A 19884-nucleotide genomic window follows, 5' to 3' on the forward strand; every position below is an offset into this window, starting at 1 on the left:
AGTCTGTATGAAGAAAATATATATTGTTCGACATTGTGAAGCAACTGGACAACCACCTGAATCAAGCCTTACTCAAAAGGGGTTTGAACAGTCTTTAAAGCTAAAACATTTTTTTTCGAATATTCTAGTTGATCGCATTATTTCCAGTCCTTTTTTAAGAGCGGTTCAATCAATTCAACCAACGGTGAACCATAAACAATTACAGTTAGAAGTTGATCATCGGTTGGCTGAACGAGTTTTAACTTCGAAGGTATATCCAGATTGGCTTACAAAATTAGAAGAAACCTATTCTGATTTAGAACTTAAGTTTAAAGGTGGAGAATCAAGTAAAGAAGCGATTGAAAGAGTTCTTTTGTTAGTTAAAGAAATCATCAATCATGAAAGTGAGCATACTATTATTGTTACTCATGGTAACTTAATGTCATTATTGCTGATGCATTTTGATTCAGAGTTCGGCTTTGAACAATGGAAAATGCTTAGCAATCCAGATGTATATGAACTGAGTATTGATCCTCAACATACTGAGTTTAAACGGATTTGGAATGGATGAATGATAAAATGTTAAACAAAAAATTGTGAATAAGCGGAGGATGAGAGACCGATTGGCTGCACTGTAAAACAAACGTCCAAGAGCTCGAATTAACAATAGGAAGAGCCTATCATATTGATAGGCTCTTTTTTAGTCATTTATTCCTATTTCAGAATTGAGTTTATTTCAAGTAAATCATTAATGATAAAATCTGCATGTGCAAGTTCTGCTTCTTGTGCAAAATCAAATCGACAACCGATAGCTGTTAAGGAATTTTTTTTAGCAGATTGAATGTCTGATAGTCGATCACCTACAACAAAACCTTCTGTCAGGTGATACTTTTTAAGAATCATTTCAGCTAAAAGTGATTTATCTAGTGACTCGATTTGCTGAATGCTAAAAACCTCTTTGACATATTGATTTAATTTGTAATAGTTTACGATGGATTGTAAATACTCAGTTTGGCCATTACTCGCAATGAAAATTAAATAATCTTGATCTAATAACAGTTCAAAAGTTTCAATTACGTTTGAATATAATGCGCCTTTGCCCAATTGGATGTTCTCGATTAAGCGCTGATGGAAAAATGCATTCGCGTGCTCTCTAATTTCATGTGAATGTTGCGGTAATAAGGTTTCCCAAACAACAGGTAAAGGTACGCCCATAATTTCGTTATATTGATCTATAGGTGTAATGCTGTCCCACAATTTTTGTTGCCGTAAGTACTCAAAGACATCTTCGAGAGAAGTAGCTAAAATTTTTTGTGTTTGGAATAAAGTGCCATCCATATCAAATATTGCTGCTCGTTTCATAAACAATATCCCCCAATTTTCAATCTTATTTAATGGTAGCATATTTGATTTAATAGTTGGTAAACACATTTTAACGCTGAGTCTTAAAAGAATTGAGTACAAAAACGGTTTGTAGTCAGTTGGATTGTTTGATGTTTTTATTGATAGAAATAAGATAGTTGGCAAAAATAGTTGTGAAAATATTGTTGACATGAAACCAAAAGGTTTTATATAATTCGATATGTAACCAAAAGGTTTTATATTAATTGAAAGAGGGATTGAATAATGAGCGTTCAAGATCAAGTAGAAGATATTAAACAAACAGTCGTATACAATGCACCAATTCAAAAAGTATGGAATTTTGTTTCAACTGCAGAAGGTATTTCATCATGGTTTATGCCGAATGATTTTCAAGCGGTTGTTGGACATGAGTTTCACTTACAGTCACAATTCGGACCATCTCCTTGTAAAGTATTAGAAGTAGATGAACCAAACAAAATTACTTTTACATGGGATCTTGATGGTTGGTTTGTTTCATTTCTATTAAAAGAAGTTGGAGACAAAACTGAATTCACATTAATTCACGGTGGTTGGAAACCAGCGGATGAAATCTTACCAAAACCACAACAAAAAAGTGGAGAAATTCGCGAGCGCATGAATGGCGGATGGGTTGGCTTAGTTGCAAGACTTAAAGAAGTTGTTGAGAAATAGTGTCTACTTCCCTACAAAAATATGATGTGTTCCAAGCAATAGCTGATCCGACTAGAAGAGAAGTTCTAAGATTACTTGCGAACAAAGAGTTACCGATTTCTGAGATATCAAGTAATTTTACGATGAGCCGAACAGCAATTGCTAAACATCTGCATATTCTTTCTGAAGCTGAGCTTGTAACTGATCGGAAGGTTGGAAGAGAAAGAAGATATACTTTACAACCTGAAGCTTTTCGTGAATTGAAACAATGGTTAGCATATTATGATCAGTTTTGGTCTAATAAATTATCCATTCTCCAACATCTTGTCGAAAACAATGAAGAGAATAGTATTAGAGTTGTACCGACTAAAGATGATAAAGATTTGTAAATAGTTTGGTGTATAAAGGACGAGCCTAATAATGGGTTCGTTTTTTTATATTTAGGATCTGTTAATGTTAATTATTGATAGGAGCCTATATATAATTAGAATTGAGAAGTTTATTATTGATAACATTTAACAAGTCTCTTTTTTTAAATAGACTTTTGTATCGATAACGTTATAATAATATAATGTGGCAAAAATCAAAGGAATAGAAAGCTCATATTTGAGGGGTATTGAAATGCATAAAGGTATTTATATTTTAGCAATCGCTACGTTTGTAGCTGGAACAGTAGAATTTATTATTACAGGTTTATTGGCAATGATTGCAGGTGATTTACATGTATCGGTAGGAATCGTTGGCCAATTAGTTTCGATCTTTTCTTTAGTTTTTGCTATTGGAGCACCAGTATTTATTGCGATTACATCAAAAGTGGAGCGACGAAAATTATTACTAATTGCAATGACCGTATTTTTCATTGGAAATGTTTTATCAATCGTCAGTCCTAACTTTACTTTTTTATTAATAGCACGAATCATTCTTGCAGCAAGCTGTTCAGTTGTCATTGTCGTTTCAATTACTACTGCAGCGAATATCGTGTCTAATGAAATTAGAGGGAGAGCAATTGGCGTAATTTTTATGGGAATTAGTTCTTCTTTAGTGTTTGGAGTTCCTTTAGGCACATTAATTGGAGAGCATTATGGGTGGAGAATGACTTTTGCTTTAGTTGGCGTTTTAAGTTTATTATCAATGGTAGGGATTATTAAGTTTCTTCCAAAGGTGAATCCACAGCCTTCAATTCCATTAATTAAACAAATCGCTACATTAAAAAATAAACGCATTTTATCAATTCAGTTAATCTCATTTTTACAATTAACTGGTCATTTTACAATATACACTTACTTAACTCCATTTTTGCAAAGTACGATGGGATTATCTACAAAAATGATTAGTATCTCATTACTAATTTTTGGAGTAGCTGGTATTTTAGGTGGCTGGATTGGCGGATGGTCTACAGATCGGTTTGGAGGACCTAAAACGATTTTAATCTTATTAGGATTGTTAGCAATTTCAATCTTATTACTTCCGATTGCAACTAATTCTATTATCAGTTTAATGATTATCCTTTGTTTGTGGGGGTGTTTTTCTTGGTCTCTTAGCCCAAGCATTCAGGATAGTCTTGCGAAAGCAGCGAAGGATACAGCAGATATTCAGGTAGGACTAAATAATTCCTTTTCACATATCGGAATCGCATTAGGATCTAGTTTAGGTGGGATTTTGATAAATGAATATACTGCTAGGACGAATGCAGTAGTGGGAGGCATAATTGTCATTTTAGCATTGGTCTCAGCTGTCTATTCATTTTCTCTAAATAGTAGAACAGTGGCAAAAATGAATTAGGCGTAATTGCATAAAGAAGGAAAAAAGCGATGCATAAATGTATCGCTTTTTTTATTTTATTTGTCGTTTTATATTTTTAAATACCTATTAATCAACTAAATTCTTTAGTGAAAATGGCCGATAAAATGGATGTCAAATATTAAAAAATTGTTATCTCTGGGGGGAGCATCCATTGAAATGGACGATAGGTAAAAAATTATTTACTACATCAATGTTAATCATGTTAATCATGGTTACACTAAGTGCTTTTTCATTAAGAAATACTTATACACTGAACAATAATACACAGCAATTAAGTAAAACCGTGCTACCAAAAGTATCACTTATAGGAGATATTAATTATTATACTGAACATGTTATGACATTAACTCAAAATCATTTGTTAAGTGAAGATCAAGCTACAAAAGATGGATACGAAAATAAAATATCTGAAACGACAGCCGCATTAAATGATTCGTTTCAAAAATATGGAAAGTTAATCGAAAGTAGCGATGAGAAAAACTACTATAATCAATTAAAGGACAGATGGACGATTTTTCTTAATAAGAAGGATAAAGTGATCAGTGAAAGCAACGGAAATAATAAGGAAGAGGCTAATCAAACGTTTAAAGATGGCGTCCTTCTTTTTGAAAAGATGCAAGGCGATTTAGATGCATTAACAAAGCTGAATAGCCAAAATTCAGAAAAGTTAACGAACGAAAGTGATGAGCAATCTAAGAATGCTTTAAATATCAACATTTACATCGTTATTGGTTCGATAATTTTTACAATCGCTATAACATATTTATTAGTTCGAAGTATCAGAAGACCATTAATCTTATTATCTAGTCAGGTAAAAGAAGTAGCTGATGGTAATCTAGGAATAGAACCAATTCACATTAAAAATAAAGATGAAATTGGAGAGCTTGCAAATCATGTCAATGCAATGACAGAGAATTTAAAAGGCTTAATTGAAAATGTTATGTACAACTCTCAGCTAGTTGCTGCGACATCTGAAGAACTTTCAGCAAGTGCTGAAGAGACAAGTCGAGCATCTGAACAGATTACAAGCTCTATTATTTACATTGCTGAAGGTGCAGAAAAACAAGAAAAAAGTACACATGAAGCGTATTCAGTTGTTAAAGAAATTTCAGCTGGAATGGAACAAGCTGCTTTCTCTATTCAAACAGTAGCCGAAAATTCACAATCAACTTCAGAAAAAGCTATATATGGAAATAAGGTTTTAGATAGAACAGTAAATCAAATGAACATGATTCACCGAACGGTTAATCATACGTCTGAAATTGTAAACTCATTAGGTGAAAAGTCAGATGAAATTGGTAAAATCGTAACGATCATTACTGAGATTTCCGAACAAACGAATTTACTGGCTTTAAATGCAGCAATTGAAGCTGCAAGAGCTGGTGAGCAAGGAAAAGGGTTCGCTGTAGTTGCGGATGAAGTTAAAAAATTGGCAACACAATCAAGAAATGCAGCAGGACAAATATCTCAACTAGTGGATATTATTCAATTTGAAGTTAACAAAGTTATTGTTTCAATGGAAGAAGGTTCTTCTGAAATTAAAGATGGTATAAATCTTGTAACCGAGTCAGGTGAAAACTTTAAACAAATCGTGAAAATGATCGAAGAAGTTTCTTCGCAAACAGAGGAAGTATCTGCAATTTTTGAAGAAATCAACGCAAGCTCTCAAAGTATTATTCAAATTGTAGAAATGACTTCTACGATTTCTGCTGAAGCCTCGGGCCAATCTCAAAGTGTTGCAGCAGCAGCTGAGCAACAAAATGCATCTATGGAAGAAATGGCTGCTTCTGCAGATATTTTAAGTAAAATGGCAGAGGAATTACAGGATACTGTTAAAGGATTTAAGATCTAGGTCTGTCATAAATATAAATTTTTAATAAGCCATCATTCTTGATGGCTTATTTTTTGAATTTTGCATGTCTATTCACTGGTAAACATATATGATTATGATAAATAAATTTCTTTAAAGGAGGTTATTAGTGATTATGAGTTCATTTGCAAAAACACCAAATCCACCTTATTATGCAGTCATTTTTGTTTCTAAAAGAACAAAAGGTGATAATGGTTATGGAAAGATGTCTGAAAAAATGGTTGAACTGGCTAGTAAACAAAATGGATTTTTAGGTGTTGAAAGTGCACGAGACGAGGAACTAGGGATAACAGTGTCTTATTGGGATTCGCTTGAGTCCATTAAACATTGGAAGGAACATATGACGCATAAAATTGTCCAGGAACGTGGCAAAAAAGAATGGTATGAGTCTTATTCATTAAGAGTATGTAAGGTCGAGCGGGATTCGTTTTTTGAAATGTAGACTATGTTAAAGTAGAAATCAGTTCAGAGTTTTATGATAAAGAATGTGTATTAACCTTTAATATATCTTAATTAAACCGATAAATTAAATAAGAGCATTTTAAAGGGGAGAAAGAATTTGATCCTACAAGAATTAATTACAAATATAAATAAAAGTGTTGAAAGTTTGGAACTATCTATTGCAAGAAAGTATATTGAAGAAAACATTGAAATACTTAGAGAAAATAAAACGCTTTTGAATAGTAATGCTCGTGAATTATTAACTTTTATAGCAAACAGAAGAAATGATGGTTTTGAGCAATTAACAAGAAGAGAATTGTTGGTTATTCAAGCGATCAATACAAGTGCAAACAAATTTGATTTGCGTGAATTAAAAAAAATTATTTCTAATAATTCAATGTTATTAGTAAGAAAAGATGCATTAGACTTTTTAAACGCAGATGCAAAAGTGATTTTAGAAGGTATGAAAGCAATTAATCAATCTTAATTGTTTCCCGAGCCATTATAAAATGGCTTTTTTTGTTTTTCATTTTTCGAATAGGTAATAAAAATCTGAAACAATCTTGATCTTTATTGGAATAACTTTAAATCAACAATCATTATGTATTCAGTCACAAAAGGGAAAGTAAATGTAAAAAAATAAAATAAATGGAAAGTATTTGAATGAAAATGATAGTTATTATCAATACTATATAATAAAGAAAGGGTAACCATCTAGTCGGTTACCCAAGTCTACATTAAACTTCTGGAGCAAATGTTTTACAATCTGTTTCCTCAGTATTTGATGCTTGTTTCCCTTTATGACTTACAACATAAATAGCATCTGCACTACATTTGTTACCAGAAGCCCAGAATTTACAATTGTTAACTTCGCAAAGTACATCTTGTGCCATTATTTAGACACCTCCTTTATTGTTATGATTAACATTATATAGACGATTGATACTTACTTTTTGTAGATGTACTAAATAAAAAACCTTATCGATATATATTCGATAAGGTTTTTTTATACTATTTATTCAGACGTTTTAAATGCTGCAATTTCTTCTTGAAGTTCGATTGCCAGTCTCGCTAATTCTCCAACAGCAACACTTGTTTCTTCTGTCATTTTCAGTTGTTCTTTCGTATCAGTTACAGTTGATCTTGTTGAATTAAATGAACTAGTTGCGATATTAGAAATTTCATTAAATGATGCAGAGATTTCTTCAGTCGAAGCAGAAATTTGTTCAGATGTAGCAGAAACTTCTTGTATTTGCTTATTTACTTCAGTAATTGAATGTAAAATTTTATTAAAGCTTTCACCTGTTTGAGTAATTGCTTCAAGACCTTTAAGGGTTTGTTTTTCTTCTAATTCCATAGCGCTCATTAAAGTTGAAGTCTCGCCTTGAATAGAAGACAGGATCTCTGAAATTTCACTTGTTGAGCGTTTTGAAGCTTCAGCTAACTTACGTATTTCCTGGGCTACTACAGAGAAACCTTTACCATATTCTCCAGCTCTTGCTGCTTCTATCGATGCATTTAAAGCAAGCAAGTTGGTTTGTTCAGAAATTCCTTTAATCACATCAATAATAACGTTAATTTCAGAAGACTTTTTACCTAATTGTTGTACCAATTTTGAATTATCTTTAACTGTATCATGAATATTTTTCATTTCAGTTATACCTTGCTGGATGAACACGTTTCCTTCGTCTACATTTTGTGTTGCTTCTGTAGAAGATTCACTAGCTTCAGAAAGTTTTTCTGCAACATATTGAACACCTGAAGCAATTTCCTCTGTAGCGATTGAAGATTCGTTCGTACTAGTCATTTGAACTTCTGCACCAGCAGCCATTTGTTCCATTGAACTATTTACATTTGATGTAATTTCACTAACTTGCGTAATCGTAATCGCTAAATGCTCTGATGACTCTGCAAGTTTGTTTGAAGTTAAATTTAATTTTGAAATTAATTGAATTAATGATTCGATCATTTGATTAAATGCTTTACCAAGTACGCCGAACTCATCTTTAGATCTTACCTGTACTTTAGCAGTTAAATCACCATTACTTACTTTTTCTGTTACATGTAATAATTCATTAATCGGTTTCATGATAATACGAATGATGTAGAAACTAATTAATGCCCCAATTACTAAGAAAACTAATACAATGATACCAGTAGTAAAAAGAATTGGCATTGCTTCATCCAAAAATTCTTTTTGTTCCATCGTACCTAATACTTTCCATCCAGTTAGAGAATTTGTATTGTAAACTAAGTATTTTTTTGAACCCTTATAAGTATAATCAAATTGTCCTTTCGAGTTCTTTTCGATTCCAGCTGTAACATTTTTAGGTAATGAATCACCGGCTTTAATAGTTGGGTGAATAACAACTTTATTATTTGTATCAAGCATTGATGGATATCCAGTTTTACCGATGTTTACGTTTAATACTAATTCTTTTAATTTATCTAACGTGATATCAAATGCGATAACACCACTGCCATCTGGTAAAGCTCTTGCAATTGTCACAATGATTGATTTTGAAGCTGCATCCTCATATGGACTTGTAATGATAACTTCTCCATTACTTCCTTTAGCCTCTTTGTACCAATCCCTTGTTCTTGGATCGTATCCTGCTGGAAGATCAACCTTTGGAGAAATAAAAATGTTCCCATCTTCAGTTCCAACATAAGAAGCACTTACTTCCTCATGTGTGTCAATTACATTTTGAAATTCACTTAATAAAGAAGGTAAATTGGCTTCTTGGTAGCTGTCTTTATTAATTGATTTAGATAATAAGCCAATTAATCTATACTCACTGGAAATAGTACTTGAAATGTTATCATTGATTAACGAAACATTTTCTGATGCACTTCGTACTAAATTTTCCTTTACTTTGTTTTTAGCGCTAACAAAAGAAGAAATTCCGATTACTGCACTTGGTACGACAATGAGAATAGCTAAAAATAATAATAACTTTGTGCGAATTTTAATATTTAACATGTTTTATCGTTCCTTTTCTCCGAAGTAAAATAAATAGCTGTTACCTTTATTTCGGATATTAAATTTAGAATTTTTACTACTTTGCAACGTTTCCAAAAAATAACATTAAAAAAAGACAAAAAAATATAGTATGTGCATTTTCTAAAGCAGTTTCATTTGTGGGATTGTTGTTGTTTCTGATGAGAACATTAGTTTTATTTATAAGGATATATAGTAGGAGAAAATCTAATTGATTAGAGTTGTAGGGTCTAGGAGTATTTCTTAGAAACATTGTTTTGAAACTTATGTAATGTGATTTGGTAAATTAGCTCTAGCTTTTTTATTAAGCTATAGAAATCTTGATCCAATGTCTCTTTATGAGAAAGTATTTTGATAATGCTTTCTTTTTCTTTTTCAAGAGAAGAATAGTTCATACTTTTAAGCAAATTTTCATAACTTTTACTTACGGTCATATTTTTTATCGATCCTCCAAATATAGTTAATAACACAATTTCATATAATACACACTAATTAATAAAAAATCTTGGAAAAAATAAAAGTTCTATAATTAAGATTTTTCTAAATATTTAGCACAAAAAATGTAGAATAATGATTCTGGAACGCCTTAAAAAACTGTATTTTCTGGCAAATGATTAAAAGAATGATCATGCTAATTTTTAAAATAATGCTTAGACCTACTCAAGAAAAGTAGGAATTCGTTCTAAATACAATGTTGTATCCGTTTCCAATTAATTGGGATATGATTTAGAATTGATAGACTTTTGTTTATTAATATAAAGCTTGGAGACAAGACATAATTAATAGAATATTCTTATTAAAAATTTAGAAATAATCGTAAGATAGCAAATGGGAAGAATAATAAATAGAAAAAATTTATAAAGGGTAAGCAAAATTTCTATTAAAATTTTGCTTACCCTTTAATTGGAATGTTTCTTCATACTTTTTAATATGGCTGGTAGTTTACAGTATTATTGAAATCTACTTTCAACTTGTTGACAAACTTCCTCGGCTGTTAGTCCGCTAGCTTCAATAACAGATCCTTGTGTTGATACATTTTGCATGCCCATTACGTTTGAATCAAGACCAGTAACAACGCAGCAATCACAACCATTTGCATCAGATTCCTGTTTTAATTCAATAACCTCATGACCTTTTTCACGCAATACTTGTTGTACATTTGTTAAAGATTGCTCTACTCCAATTTTTGCCATTCGTAAACACCTCCTCAGAAATATAAGATTTACTATTTTTAGGAAAAATATTCTTAGAATAAAGATGTTTCATTATAGAAAAAGTAAAAATGGAGGTGTGTGAAATGGGAAAAACGAAAAAAGATCCTTCTAGAATTGGACTAGGGTCATCTCATGTTCAAGGTCAAGGTACAACTACTAGTGAAACTGGTGTAGAAAAGTCATCTTCTAGAAAAAAACAAAAAAGAGACTAATACGAATCTAAGTTTATATACTTTGTCTACACAAAAAACCATCTGTGATAAGATGGTTTTTTGTATGAAAAGGTTTTTATTCACTTGTACAAGGAATAAGGGCTTGTAATGGAGAAATAGAATTTAGTCATTTTAAAACGACATATAATTAAACGAGGTAATGAAAATTCTTAAAGAGGGTGGAGTAATTTGATTCATATTGTGAATGGGGATGTAGTTGGAAACAAAATAATGAATCTAGAAAAAGTAATTGTTTGGCGAGAGATGTATGATGTTGGTCCTTTTAACTTTATGTGGTCAAACGAGGAGCTATATCAAAATAGAGCAAGTTTCTTCGAACAAAAATGTAAGATTCCATCATCATTTTTTGTGAAAAATTGTAGGGATCAATATAGTCTTCTAAAAGAATTGTCACTTAAGGAAGAAGTTGTACTTTGGTTTGAGCATGATCGGTATGATCAAAGTATGATGATTTATCTTTTGTCAGAGCTATCTTCATTAGGTTTTCAAGATATTTCCTTAGTAAGTATAGATCGGTATCCGGGTATTAATCCTTTTCATGGACTAGGTCAATTAACAACAAATCAATTGATTGATCTTTTACCACAAAGGAAAACAGTAACAACCAAACAGATTGAAGAAGCAATAACAGTATGGAAAGCTTATCAATCGAATGACCCAGAAGAATTGAAAAAGTGGATTCAAAATCAAAAGCATGAACTTCCATTTCTTAAACAAGCGATGATATCACATGTAAGCTATTTTCCCAGTACTGAGACAGGCTTAAATGAAGTAGAACACTTAGCTTTATCACTTATTAGTGAAGGAAAGCTTCAGTTTAATCAACTATTTCACAAGGTATCTAGTGCGAGATTAAATGATGGACTTAGTGATTTTTATTTTGCTTCATTATTAAACGAACTAATGCTTGGAAAATACCCATTAATAACATCAGATTCAAATTTGCCTAATTTTGAACATCCAGTTTCTACTGCGACATTAGAAATTACACAAAATGGATTAGATGTATTACAAGGGAAAAGCAGTCGATTCGATTTAATCGGAATGGATTGGTGGATTGGTGGAGTACATATACATAGATGAAGATGTTACAATGAATACAATTTAAAAATCTGAAGTCACTGATAGAATGAGGTGAGGTTATGAGACCAGTTGTACTTGGGATATTATCGGCATTTTTTTTCTCAATTACGTTTATTTTAAATCGTTCGATGGAATTATCAGGCGGAAGTTGGATCTGGAGCGCTTCATTACGTTACTTTTTTATGGTGCCATTTTTATTGATAATTGTTTTCCTACGAAAAAATAGTAAAGATTTGTTTGTACATATGAAAAAACATTTTGGTAGTTGGATTTTATGGTCTTCTATTGGATTTGGATTATTTTATGCACCAATTTGCTTTGCAGCGGTATACTCACCTGGATGGTTAATTGCAAGTTCATGGCAAATTACAATCATATCTGGTTCACTTCTTGCACCATTATTCTTTATGACAATTAATACGCCTAATGGAATAAAGAAGATTAGAATGAAAATACCATTTAAAGGCTTAGGCATGTCTTTACTTATATTATTAGGTATCGTAATGATGCAAGTAGAATTAGCTACTAAACTTTCAATCAAAACAGTTTTATTAGGAATCGTACCAGTTATCATAGCTTCTTTTGCATACCCACTAGGGAATCGTAAAATGATGGAACTATGTAATGGAAAACTAGATGTTTATCAGAGAGTATTAGGTATGACAATCGCTAGTCTACCAATATGGATCGTTTTATCTGTGTATGGAATAGGTACAGAGGGACTTCCAAGTAGAGACCAAACGATTCAATCTCTAATAGTTGCTGTTTCCTCTGGTGTAATTGCCACTACGCTATTTTTCCAGGCAACAGAACTTGTTAAGGGAGATATGCAAAAATTAGGAGCAGTTGAAGCAACTCAATCAATGGAAGTATTATTTGCTGTTGCGGGTGAAATTCTCGTACTTTCTGCACCAATTCCTTCTATTATATCCTGGGTGGGTATGGTGATTATTATGGTAGGAATGATCCTACATAGTTATTTATCACAAAAAAAACATGTAACGCATAGAAGTAAAAAGACAGTAAATCTGTAATGAAAAGTGTAGAACACAAAAAAAGAAGATTACTTATAAGAGACATTACTATGAAGCAGTAGTGTCTCTTTATGATTTTGTCTTTAATACAAAAGAAGGACAGAAGGTGAATGTCATGAATACGGAAAACAAGAGAACCAAAAACAATATTTTGTTTGATGAACGAGAAAATATTGTCATCATTAAGCCACCTGAAGATTTTAGTTTTAAAGAGTATTTAATCTTTTTAGGCAGATCAAATAATGAGGTTTTACATAGTGTAATAGATCATTCCTTCATTAAGTTAATGAAAATAAATAACGAAATGGTTTTAATTAGGGTTTACGAAGAAAATGGAAATCTTCATATCGAATTTCAAAATCAACCTTCTAATGAAGAAATAAAATTACAAGCATCCAACTATATCTGGGATTTATTTGACTTTGATCAGGACTTAACTCGTTTTTATGAGCTTGCAAAACAGAATGATCTATTGGATTCATTGATTGAAAAATATTATGGTCTTCGTTTAATCGGCATACCAGACTTGTTTGAGGCATTATGTTGGGCTATTATGGGTCAACAAATTAATTTAACGTTCGCTTATACATTGAAAAGAAGATTTACAGAAAAATATGGAGAACAATTTAAATGGAACGATCAAGTATACTTTCTTTTTCCAAAACCGGATGTGATTGCAAAATTAGAAATCTCTGATTTAACAGTTCTTCAATTTACTCAAAGGAAGGCAGAATATGTGATTGGGATTGCCAAATTAATGTCAGAAGGCAAACTATCTAAAGAAATTTTAATGGACTGTGGAGATTATGAACAGAAATGTAAACAATTAATCAGTATACGTGGAATTGGAAATTGGACTGCTGACTATGTGTTAATGAAGTGTTTGAAGGAACGATCAGCTTTTCCAATAGCTGATGTGGGAATACATAATGCACTAAAAATTCAGCTTGGGTTAAACAAGAAACCTACAATCGAAGAAATCAAAGAACTCGCTAAAAATTGGGTCGGTTGGGAGGCTTATGTAACTTTTTATTTATGGAGGTCTTTATATAGTTAAAACCAATTACTTTTTCTATTGAACCTAATAAATAAAGAAAAATCATTGGAAAATAGAAAATTTACCCTCATAACACTTACATTCTTACTTTTTATTGTTAAAATAAGTGGACTATGTATTAAATGGGGGAACATCATGAAGAACATATTTATCATCATATTTATTGCAATACTTGGTATTTCCGGTTGTAGTCAGGAGAACAAGACGGTTCAAGCTACGGCAGGGGAACAAGTTTCTGTTGAGCTAACAAAATGCATAGACGGAGATACAGCAACGTTTACAAAAGTAGGAACAACTAGGTTTCTTTATATTGATACGCCAGAAAGTACGAGAACTATTGAACCTTATGGTAAAGAAGCTGCAGCATATACTTGTAATCTTTTAAAAAATGCTAACGAGATTCAATTACAATATGATGGTCCGAAGAAGGATAAATACGATCGAACGCTTGCTTGGATTTGGATCGATGGTAAGTTATTACAAAGAGAAATCATTAAAAAAGGATATGTTGAAAAGTTTTATGACTATGGCACATATTCTTATGAAGCTGAATTAAGAGATTTACAGGCAAATGCACAAAGACAAAAAGTTGGTTTATGGAGCAACAACTCAGGAACAACACCAAAATCTACTAACAACCAAATACAAAAATTTGCAAACTGTACTGATTTAAGAAAAGTGTATCCTAACGGGGTTCCTCAAAATCATACAGCTTATGAATCAAAGATGGACCGTGACCAAGACGGTTTCGCTTGTGAAAGATAATGATTGATAAAATTGGGGGTAGATATGTTATTGATCTACTCTTTTTATTGTATATACGATAGGAGCATTTATGAAGAAAACTACAATATACATATTAATAACCTTATTGTTTAGCGTCCTTTTGATTAAATCTTTCATTAGTTTGATTACTGAGCGGAATTACATGGAAGATATTGAATCAACAAATCTCTCTGATGAAAAAATTGACAATGTAAGAATACATGATGATATCAATGGTGAATCGTTTGTGAAAAAATTTGGAAAACCATTAGAACGAGATGATAATGATGAATTCGATTATTATCATTGGAGCAATGGATTCGTTACGGCTTCTATTATTAAGGGAGACAATAAAGGAAAAATAGTTAGATTAATCATTGGGAGTATCAACGAACAGCAAAATACCCCACAACTACAGACTTCAAGAGGAATAAAATTAGGTGACTCAATGAAGGATATCATTTCTGTTTATGGGGAGCACTACTATAATAGAGTTGAACAAGGCTGCAACATAATAGGTTATGTAGATAAAAATAACAGATTGATACTTGAATTTTGGATGGGAGATCAGGTTCAAGAAATTAGATTGGATGAACGAAGTATTTATTAATAGATTGGATTGAAAAGAAGTTAAACGTACAAAGCAGATTCATAATATTGAATCTGCATTTTTTTAAACTTTTTTATGTAAAATAAGTGATTACTAAAAAAGCTTAATACTTTCTTTGGAAAATAAGTATCTTACAATAAGGACACATTTTGATATGATTAAGCTAGGTGGAAAATTTATACATTTTACTAAATTGGAGGATTGCGAAATGAGAATAAAAGGTTTCGGTGGAATATTTTGGAGAACACAAGACGCACAAGCTTTGAAGAATTGGTATAACGAGGTTTTAGGTATTTCAATGGGAGATTGGAATGGTACGATTGTAAAACCAGATGCGGACAATGAAACAATATTTTCGTTATTTAAGCAAGAAAGCGAGTATTTTCCGAAAGAACAGTCAGTGATGTTAAACTTTCAAGTAGAAAATATGAACGAGTGGATCGAACATTTCAATAAACTTGGTGTGACACTCCTTAAAGAGCCGGAAGTAAGTGAATATGGCACCTTCGTATGGATTGCTGATCCTGAAGGAAGATGGATTGAAATTTGGGAGAAATAAAAGAGAAAATGTTTTTTGTAAAAAAATAGTGTTTAGTTCGATAGCTTGCAAGGAATAAACGAAAACCGTACCGAATGTAAGTATTGTAATAGAATTTTAAAAGTTTCAGGTAGGGGCAATGAATGAAAATCAGTAAAATAAATGCAGAACACTATATTTGGGGCGAAAATTGTAATGGATGGCATCTCGTTAAAAATAATGATATAAGCGTTATTCATGAGAGAATGCCGCCTAATACACAAGAAGTAAGACATTATCATCATAAATCTAGGCAATTTTTCTTTGTATTAAAAGGATTAGCAACAATTGAAGTAAATGGAGAAATATTTTATTTATCACAAAATGAAGGTATTGAAGTAGCTCCACAAATTCCGCATCAAATGTTTAATCATTCTGATGAGGAAATTGAGTTTTAGTTATTTCACAACCTAATAGTAGAGATGATCGAGAAACAATAAGTTAGTATTTTAGAGCGATTTAGAAGAAGTAAGAACTTTGAATTGTAATACATGTAAATAAAAGGGGATTTCATTTGGACAATATCGATAAAAGAAATCGGTTAGATGAGGAAATTTTTACATATCGAGTTACAAAAAACAATACTGTATTTATTGATTGGTGTGGAAAATCCGTAACGACTTTAAAGGGGAAAGAGGCTGAGCGGATCATAGCTAAATTAAATTCTGCAGCTAATGAAAAAGAGGTACAATTAATTTTAGCAAAAGTTACGGGGAATTTTAAACGAGGTAATGAACGTAATTCAAATAATAAAAATTGATGAATGGAAGAAAGGATAGTATAGATGATTCAGTATTTAAGGCAGTTATTTAGTAAAGAACCTTCTGATAAACCGTCTCTGCCAATAAGAGATACAAGGACATTATCGAAAAAAGAAATTGAATATGTGGTTAATGAACTTTTAACTAAACAATCCAATTATATGAATGAGATTAAGAGTGGAAACTTACTAGCAGATGAAGCTGATGTACAATTTCAACAATTAATTACGAATAGGTTAACAACTAATCTTACATACAGAATTCCAAGTTTAGATATTGAATTAGCATACTTAAATGCGATCCTAAAAGGGAAGAAAAATATACAAGTTCAATATCATTTATTTCATCAATTAAAAGAAAATGATACAGCGGAATTAACGAATATGATTATGAATCAAGGATATTCTTTTGTACCGACAGTAGGATATCTGAAAATAGGATGAGCTATCAATAAAAAACAAGCCTGTATTTTAATAGAACAGGCTTGTTTTATTTATTTTGCTTCATTTTCTGTTTCGTGGCTATCCGATAACTTAGGTAAATCATTTACTTCATATGCTACTCTAATGCCTGACTCAATCGCTCCTTGTATCCAGCCCGGTGTTGTTGATGTATGATCTCCTGCAAAGTGTACGCTTCCTTGAGGTATTTGAATGTAAGGGGCAATTTCTGTCTGTTGATCTGGCTTGAATATCGCAAATGCACCACCAGAAAAAGGGTTTTCAGCCCAGCTAAAACTTGTTCCAGTAAGATATTCATCATATATTTCTGGACCATATATATAGGCGAGATTTTCGAGTGAGTCAGCAATTTTCTCCTGTTCAGTCAAGCTATCCCAAAGTGTTGCATTGTCTTCCCAAGTATAGCTTGCTAATAGCACACCAGGGCTTTCTGTACCAACTGATTGACTAGGAAAGTAAGCATAACGTACCGGTAAGTCAGAAATCATTTTTCCGCCAACGAATCCTTCTTTTTCCCAGAATCTTGTTCTAAATTGTAATGCTATTTTTGTAGATGCTACATAGTGTAACTGTCTAATTGCTTTGTATTTGTTATATGAAAATAAATCATGTGGGGTAACTTCTACAAAGTTTAATAATGAAAATGGAATTGTAATAATGGCGAGGTCTGATGTTGTTGTATAACGTTGTGATGTATTTGTATCTATAGTATGAATAGTTACTTGAGAGTCAGTTTGTTCAATTCTTCGCATCTTTTGATTGAAGTAAAGATTTTCGCTTAATTGTGGAAGAAAGGAAGCTGGAAGGTAATCGTTACCTCCCTTAATTTCAAAAAACTTAAGTCCTTCAGTAAATAAAATCATGACTTCTCGAAGAAGTGCAGTAAATGAAAGCTCTGGAAATCCCTCTAGTCCAAGCATAACCTTGATCATATCAATCGCGCCAACGGATAATCTTCTACCAAATGGATTATATTTTAAATAATACTCCATAGAGTAACGATCAAATTCTTTAATAATGATATCCCAATTTTGTTTTGGATTTTTTTCGATAAAACTAGTTACTGGTTCCATAGCATACTTGGCTAAGGCATCAGCAGTTTTTCCTTTTTCATTTTGGGTAGTTGGAAACTCTAATAAATCTGGATCTTCTTCGTATATTGATTGAATTGTTCGAACACCATTGACGTAAATAATATCATTTGGAGTACTATTTATGAATTCTTCAATTGGTAAGTTGAACTTTTTAATATATTCAAGTACGAGTAAATGAATTGAAGGAATTCTCATTGCACCAAACTCAACATATTGTCCGCTATAAAAAGATCGATTTGTAAATATTCGTCCACCAACACGATTATTTGCTTCTAATATAGTGACGTTATGTCCGGCTTCTTTTAACAAAGACGCCGTTACTAATCCAGAAATCCCAGCTCCGACAACTGTTATATTTTTAGGTACCAATGTTTTAGGTAATCCAGTTCGAATCGTTTGAAGCATTTGCTCCATTGTTAAAGGACTTTCCTGACTAACATCTGGCATAATTATTCCCCTTTAGAATTTAATCATATTCATAGCAGTTTATTCATTGCCATTGATAGTTAGAAGAGAATATTTGCTTCAGTAATATAAAAGATCACAAAAAAAGAGCTTGTAATTAACAAGCTCAAGTACCAGAAATGTATTTATGTTTTTCGTTTAAATAGGCGAACCAGGAATACGATAATTGCGATAATTAACACAAGATGTATTAACCAACCAGTAATATGGAAAACAAAAAATCCTAGTAGCCATAATACTAAAAGTATAATAAATAAAGCCCACATAGCATCATTTCATTCCTTTCTAATGTAACTGTATTAATACCATCTCCAATTTTAAATATCATATCCAAAATTACGAAAGAAATTTTGTATTTTGATGATATTAGTTGTCTATCTATTAAGAAAACTTTGATACAATAAGTATTAAGAAATGATATAGAATTCAGGAGAAAGATGAATGAAAAGATATCCAGTGGAAGATGCATTTAACTTTGAAGATGTTGCAAATGATATTTTGCAAATGGCAAATGATTTAATCGGAAAACATGAGTTTTTTGTTAGCTTTATTGACGAGAAAATCTTAAAGGTTTTAAAAGTAAAAAATAAAATTTGGCTAGATGAAGGAATTATTATGCCCATTGAGGAGACGTATTGTCAGTACACTCTTCAAGGAAAAGAACCTGTTCTTATTGTAAACAGCTTAGTAGACGAACGAGTAAAATTTCTCAATGCTACAATTTCCAATAAAATGTGTTCGTATGCTGGAGTACCTATTATCTTAAAAAATGGCATTGTATTTGGGACTGTTTGTGCCCAAAACAAAGAACCATTTCTTTTTGATCAAAAGACAATTAGTATACTGACAAGACTAGCAAAATTCCTTTCTTATGTTGTTGATCTTGAAACTTTTATCATAAAAGATTCTTTAACAGGTTTATATAATCGTTATTTTTGGAATAAAATGATCGCTCAACTAAATAGTAATCATACTGTCCATACTTTTTTAATGTTTGATATTGATAAATTTAAAAAAATAAATGATCAATTTGGACATGAAAAAGGGGACGAAGTATTAACTCAAATAGGTGAGATTCTCCAAAACATAATACAAAATAATGCGTATGCATTTCGATTTGGTGGAGATGAATTTGGTGTATTATTTACCGAAAGTAGCGTAGAAGAAACTGCCGATGCTGTTAATGAGTTAATTGTTAAATGTGAAGAAATCAGACTTGATCAGAACACAATAGTTAATATATCTTGTGGAATCGTGGACACAAATAATGTAGACATATCAAAATTAATGGCTGTAGCAGATCAATGTTTATATTTATCCAAAAAAGAATCTAAAAGCTTTGTAACACGAGCTTAAATCAAACCAAAAAAGCTGCCAAATTATATGGCAGCTTTTTTGGGGGTTA

Annotated in this window: 23 protein-coding genes and 1 pseudogene; 18 read left to right on the plus strand and 6 right to left on the minus strand. The window is 31.8% G+C overall.

All coding sequences use genetic code 11. The features are described from left to right. Positions 1–7: 7 nt before the first annotated feature. On the plus strand, positions 8–550 hold the full coding sequence (locus ABID96_RS04375) for a histidine phosphatase family protein (RefSeq protein WP_192600990.1): 543 nt from the start codon (positions 8–10) through the stop codon (positions 548–550). Between the two features lie 143 nt (positions 551–693). Here ABID96_RS04375 and ABID96_RS04380 read toward each other — a convergent pair whose 3' ends face one another. Then, entirely contained in the window at positions 694–1341 is a 648-nt protein-coding gene (locus ABID96_RS04380; protein ID WP_192600991.1) for an HAD hydrolase-like protein, read from the minus strand. A gap of 264 nt (positions 1342–1605) precedes the next feature. Here ABID96_RS04380 and ABID96_RS04385 point away from each other — a divergent pair, with 264 nt between their 5' ends. From ABID96_RS04385 to ABID96_RS04410, 6 genes are all read left to right on the plus strand, one after another. Continuing rightward, positions 1606–2031, plus strand: coding sequence for an SRPBCC family protein (locus tag ABID96_RS04385; protein ID WP_192600992.1), 426 nt, complete (start codon positions 1606–1608; stop codon positions 2029–2031). Beyond that, on the plus strand, positions 2031–2399 hold the full coding sequence (locus ABID96_RS04390; RefSeq protein WP_192600993.1) for an ArsR/SmtB family transcription factor: 369 nt from the start codon (positions 2031–2033) through the stop codon (positions 2397–2399). Before ABID96_RS04385 ends, ABID96_RS04390 begins: the two co-directional genes overlap by 1 nt. A 232-nt stretch (positions 2400–2631) precedes the next feature. Then, on the plus strand, positions 2632–3792 hold the full coding sequence (locus ABID96_RS04395) for an MFS transporter (RefSeq protein WP_192600994.1): 1161 nt from the start codon (positions 2632–2634) through the stop codon (positions 3790–3792). Between the two features lie 172 nt (positions 3793–3964). Further along, on the plus strand, positions 3965–5665 hold the full coding sequence (locus ABID96_RS04400; RefSeq protein ID WP_192600995.1) for a methyl-accepting chemotaxis protein: 1701 nt from the start codon (positions 3965–3967) through the stop codon (positions 5663–5665). A gap of 133 nt (positions 5666–5798) precedes the next feature. Continuing rightward, entirely contained in the window at positions 5799–6125 is a 327-nt protein-coding gene (locus tag ABID96_RS04405; protein WP_192600996.1) for an antibiotic biosynthesis monooxygenase family protein, read from the plus strand. Positions 6126–6242: 117 nt separating this feature from the next. Further along, positions 6243–6611, plus strand: coding sequence for a hypothetical protein (locus ABID96_RS04410; RefSeq protein WP_192600997.1), 369 nt, complete (start codon positions 6243–6245; stop codon positions 6609–6611). A 250-nt stretch (positions 6612–6861) separates the two neighbouring features. Here the strand turns inward: ABID96_RS04410 and ABID96_RS04415 are convergent, their stop codons facing one another. From ABID96_RS04415 to ABID96_RS04425, 3 genes are all read right to left on the minus strand, one after another. Beyond that, entirely contained in the window at positions 6862–7017 is a 156-nt protein-coding gene (locus ABID96_RS04415) for a DUF1540 domain-containing protein (protein ID WP_087999820.1), read from the minus strand. A gap of 122 nt (positions 7018–7139) precedes the next feature. Continuing rightward, the gene (locus ABID96_RS04420; protein WP_192600998.1) at positions 7140–9107 is read right to left on the minus strand and encodes a methyl-accepting chemotaxis protein; all 1968 of its coding nucleotides are present in this window, start codon (positions 9105–9107) and stop codon (positions 7140–7142) included. 968 nt (positions 9108–10075) lie between these two features. Next, positions 10076–10318 (minus strand): YkuS family protein, encoded by a 243-nt coding sequence (locus tag ABID96_RS04425; RefSeq protein ID WP_087999823.1) that lies wholly within the window; start codon positions 10316–10318, stop codon positions 10076–10078. 104 nt (positions 10319–10422) lie between these two features. Here ABID96_RS04425 and ABID96_RS04430 point away from each other — a divergent pair, with 104 nt between their 5' ends. The 10 genes and pseudogenes from ABID96_RS04430 to ABID96_RS04475 all read left to right on the plus strand — a co-directional run bounded on the left by ABID96_RS04430 (position 10423) and on the right by ABID96_RS04475 (position 16902). Next, complete coding sequence (locus tag ABID96_RS04430; RefSeq protein ID WP_087999824.1) at positions 10423–10551, plus strand: YuzL family protein; 129 nt, start codon at positions 10423–10425, stop codon at positions 10549–10551. A gap of 189 nt (positions 10552–10740) precedes the next feature. After that, positions 10741–11655: a DUF1835 domain-containing protein gene (locus ABID96_RS04435; RefSeq protein ID WP_192600999.1), complete on the plus strand. Its 915-nt coding sequence runs from the start codon at positions 10741–10743 to the stop codon at positions 11653–11655. Positions 11656–11714: 59 nt separating this feature from the next. Next, positions 11715–12689, plus strand: a complete 975-nt coding sequence (locus ABID96_RS04440; protein WP_192601000.1) for a DMT family transporter — start codon at positions 11715–11717, stop codon at positions 12687–12689. A 115-nt stretch (positions 12690–12804) separates the two neighbouring features. Further along, positions 12805–13746, plus strand: a complete 942-nt coding sequence (locus ABID96_RS04445; protein WP_192601001.1) for a DNA-3-methyladenine glycosylase family protein — start codon at positions 12805–12807, stop codon at positions 13744–13746. Between the two features lie 135 nt (positions 13747–13881). Next, positions 13882–14511: a thermonuclease family protein gene (locus ABID96_RS04450; protein WP_192602011.1), complete on the plus strand. Its 630-nt coding sequence runs from the start codon at positions 13882–13884 to the stop codon at positions 14509–14511. A 70-nt stretch (positions 14512–14581) separates the two neighbouring features. Then, positions 14582–15121 (plus strand): hypothetical protein, encoded by a 540-nt coding sequence (locus ABID96_RS04455; protein WP_377896678.1) that lies wholly within the window; start codon positions 14582–14584, stop codon positions 15119–15121. A 208-nt stretch (positions 15122–15329) separates the two neighbouring features. Continuing rightward, positions 15330–15680 carry a VOC family protein gene (locus tag ABID96_RS04460; RefSeq protein WP_192601003.1) on the plus strand — a complete coding sequence of 117 codons (351 nt, stop codon included), beginning with the start codon at positions 15330–15332 and terminating at the stop codon, positions 15678–15680. Between the two features lie 122 nt (positions 15681–15802). Next, positions 15803–16143, plus strand: a pseudogene (locus ABID96_RS04465) (cupin domain-containing protein). Between the two features lie 69 nt (positions 16144–16212). Next, on the plus strand, positions 16213–16458 hold the full coding sequence (locus tag ABID96_RS04470; protein WP_192601004.1) for a hypothetical protein: 246 nt from the start codon (positions 16213–16215) through the stop codon (positions 16456–16458). A gap of 24 nt (positions 16459–16482) precedes the next feature. Next, positions 16483–16902: a hypothetical protein gene (locus ABID96_RS04475; protein WP_192601005.1), complete on the plus strand. Its 420-nt coding sequence runs from the start codon at positions 16483–16485 to the stop codon at positions 16900–16902. Between the two features lie 50 nt (positions 16903–16952). Here the strand turns inward: ABID96_RS04475 and ABID96_RS04480 are convergent, their stop codons facing one another. Further along, complete coding sequence (locus tag ABID96_RS04480) at positions 16953–18461, minus strand: flavin monoamine oxidase family protein (RefSeq protein WP_377896679.1); 1509 nt, start codon at positions 18459–18461, stop codon at positions 16953–16955. Positions 18462–18604: 143 nt separating this feature from the next. Further along, entirely contained in the window at positions 18605–18745 is a 141-nt protein-coding gene (locus ABID96_RS04485; RefSeq protein ID WP_142283084.1) for a lmo0937 family membrane protein, read from the minus strand. 175 nt (positions 18746–18920) lie between these two features. Between ABID96_RS04485 and ABID96_RS04490 the strand changes: the two genes are divergently transcribed. Beyond that, positions 18921–19835 (plus strand): sensor domain-containing diguanylate cyclase, encoded by a 915-nt coding sequence (locus ABID96_RS04490; RefSeq protein ID WP_192601006.1) that lies wholly within the window; start codon positions 18921–18923, stop codon positions 19833–19835. Positions 19836–19884 lie beyond the last annotated feature (49 nt).

It is taken from the genome of Gottfriedia sp. OAE603 (assembly GCF_040543965.1).
In the GTDB taxonomy this organism is placed as follows: domain Bacteria; phylum Bacillota; class Bacilli; order Bacillales; family Bacillaceae_G; genus Gottfriedia; species Gottfriedia solisilvae.

Excerpts from the sequence above, each read along its gene's own strand:
- ABID96_RS04415 (WP_087999820.1), bottom strand. The coding sequence starts at position 7,017 with ATGGCACAAGATGTACTTTGCGAAGTTAACAATTGTAAATTCTGGGCT.
- ABID96_RS04460 (WP_192601003.1), top strand. The coding sequence starts at position 15,330 with ATGAGAATAAAAGGTTTCGGTGGAATATTTTGGAGAACACAAGACGCA.
- ABID96_RS04375 (WP_192600990.1), top strand. The coding sequence starts at position 8 with ATGAAGAAAATATATATTGTTCGACATTGTGAAGCAACTGGACAACCA.
- ABID96_RS04490 (WP_192601006.1), top strand. The coding sequence starts at position 18,921 with ATGAAAAGATATCCAGTGGAAGATGCATTTAACTTTGAAGATGTTGCA.
- ABID96_RS04485 (WP_142283084.1), bottom strand. The coding sequence starts at position 18,745 with ATGTGGGCTTTATTTATTATACTTTTAGTATTATGGCTACTAGGATTT.
- ABID96_RS04450 (WP_192602011.1), top strand. The coding sequence starts at position 13,882 with ATGAAGAACATATTTATCATCATATTTATTGCAATACTTGGTATTTCC.
- ABID96_RS04480 (WP_377896679.1), bottom strand. The coding sequence starts at position 18,461 with ATGCCAGATGTTAGTCAGGAAAGTCCTTTAACAATGGAGCAAATGCTT.
- ABID96_RS04385 (WP_192600992.1), top strand. The coding sequence starts at position 1,606 with ATGAGCGTTCAAGATCAAGTAGAAGATATTAAACAAACAGTCGTATAC.
- ABID96_RS04445 (WP_192601001.1), top strand. The coding sequence starts at position 12,805 with ATGAATACGGAAAACAAGAGAACCAAAAACAATATTTTGTTTGATGAA.
- ABID96_RS04440 (WP_192601000.1), top strand. The coding sequence starts at position 11,715 with ATGAGACCAGTTGTACTTGGGATATTATCGGCATTTTTTTTCTCAATT.
- ABID96_RS04455 (WP_377896678.1), top strand. The coding sequence starts at position 14,582 with ATGAAGAAAACTACAATATACATATTAATAACCTTATTGTTTAGCGTC.
- ABID96_RS04395 (WP_192600994.1), top strand. The coding sequence starts at position 2,632 with ATGCATAAAGGTATTTATATTTTAGCAATCGCTACGTTTGTAGCTGGA.
- ABID96_RS04380 (WP_192600991.1), bottom strand. The coding sequence starts at position 1,341 with ATGAAACGAGCAGCAATATTTGATATGGATGGCACTTTATTCCAAACA.
- ABID96_RS04430 (WP_087999824.1), top strand. The coding sequence starts at position 10,423 with ATGGGAAAAACGAAAAAAGATCCTTCTAGAATTGGACTAGGGTCATCT.
- ABID96_RS04425 (WP_087999823.1), bottom strand. The coding sequence starts at position 10,318 with ATGGCAAAAATTGGAGTAGAGCAATCTTTAACAAATGTACAACAAGTA.
- ABID96_RS04405 (WP_192600996.1), top strand. The coding sequence starts at position 5,799 with ATGAGTTCATTTGCAAAAACACCAAATCCACCTTATTATGCAGTCATT.
- ABID96_RS04475 (WP_192601005.1), top strand. The coding sequence starts at position 16,483 with ATGATTCAGTATTTAAGGCAGTTATTTAGTAAAGAACCTTCTGATAAA.
- ABID96_RS04420 (WP_192600998.1), bottom strand. The coding sequence starts at position 9,107 with ATGTTAAATATTAAAATTCGCACAAAGTTATTATTATTTTTAGCTATT.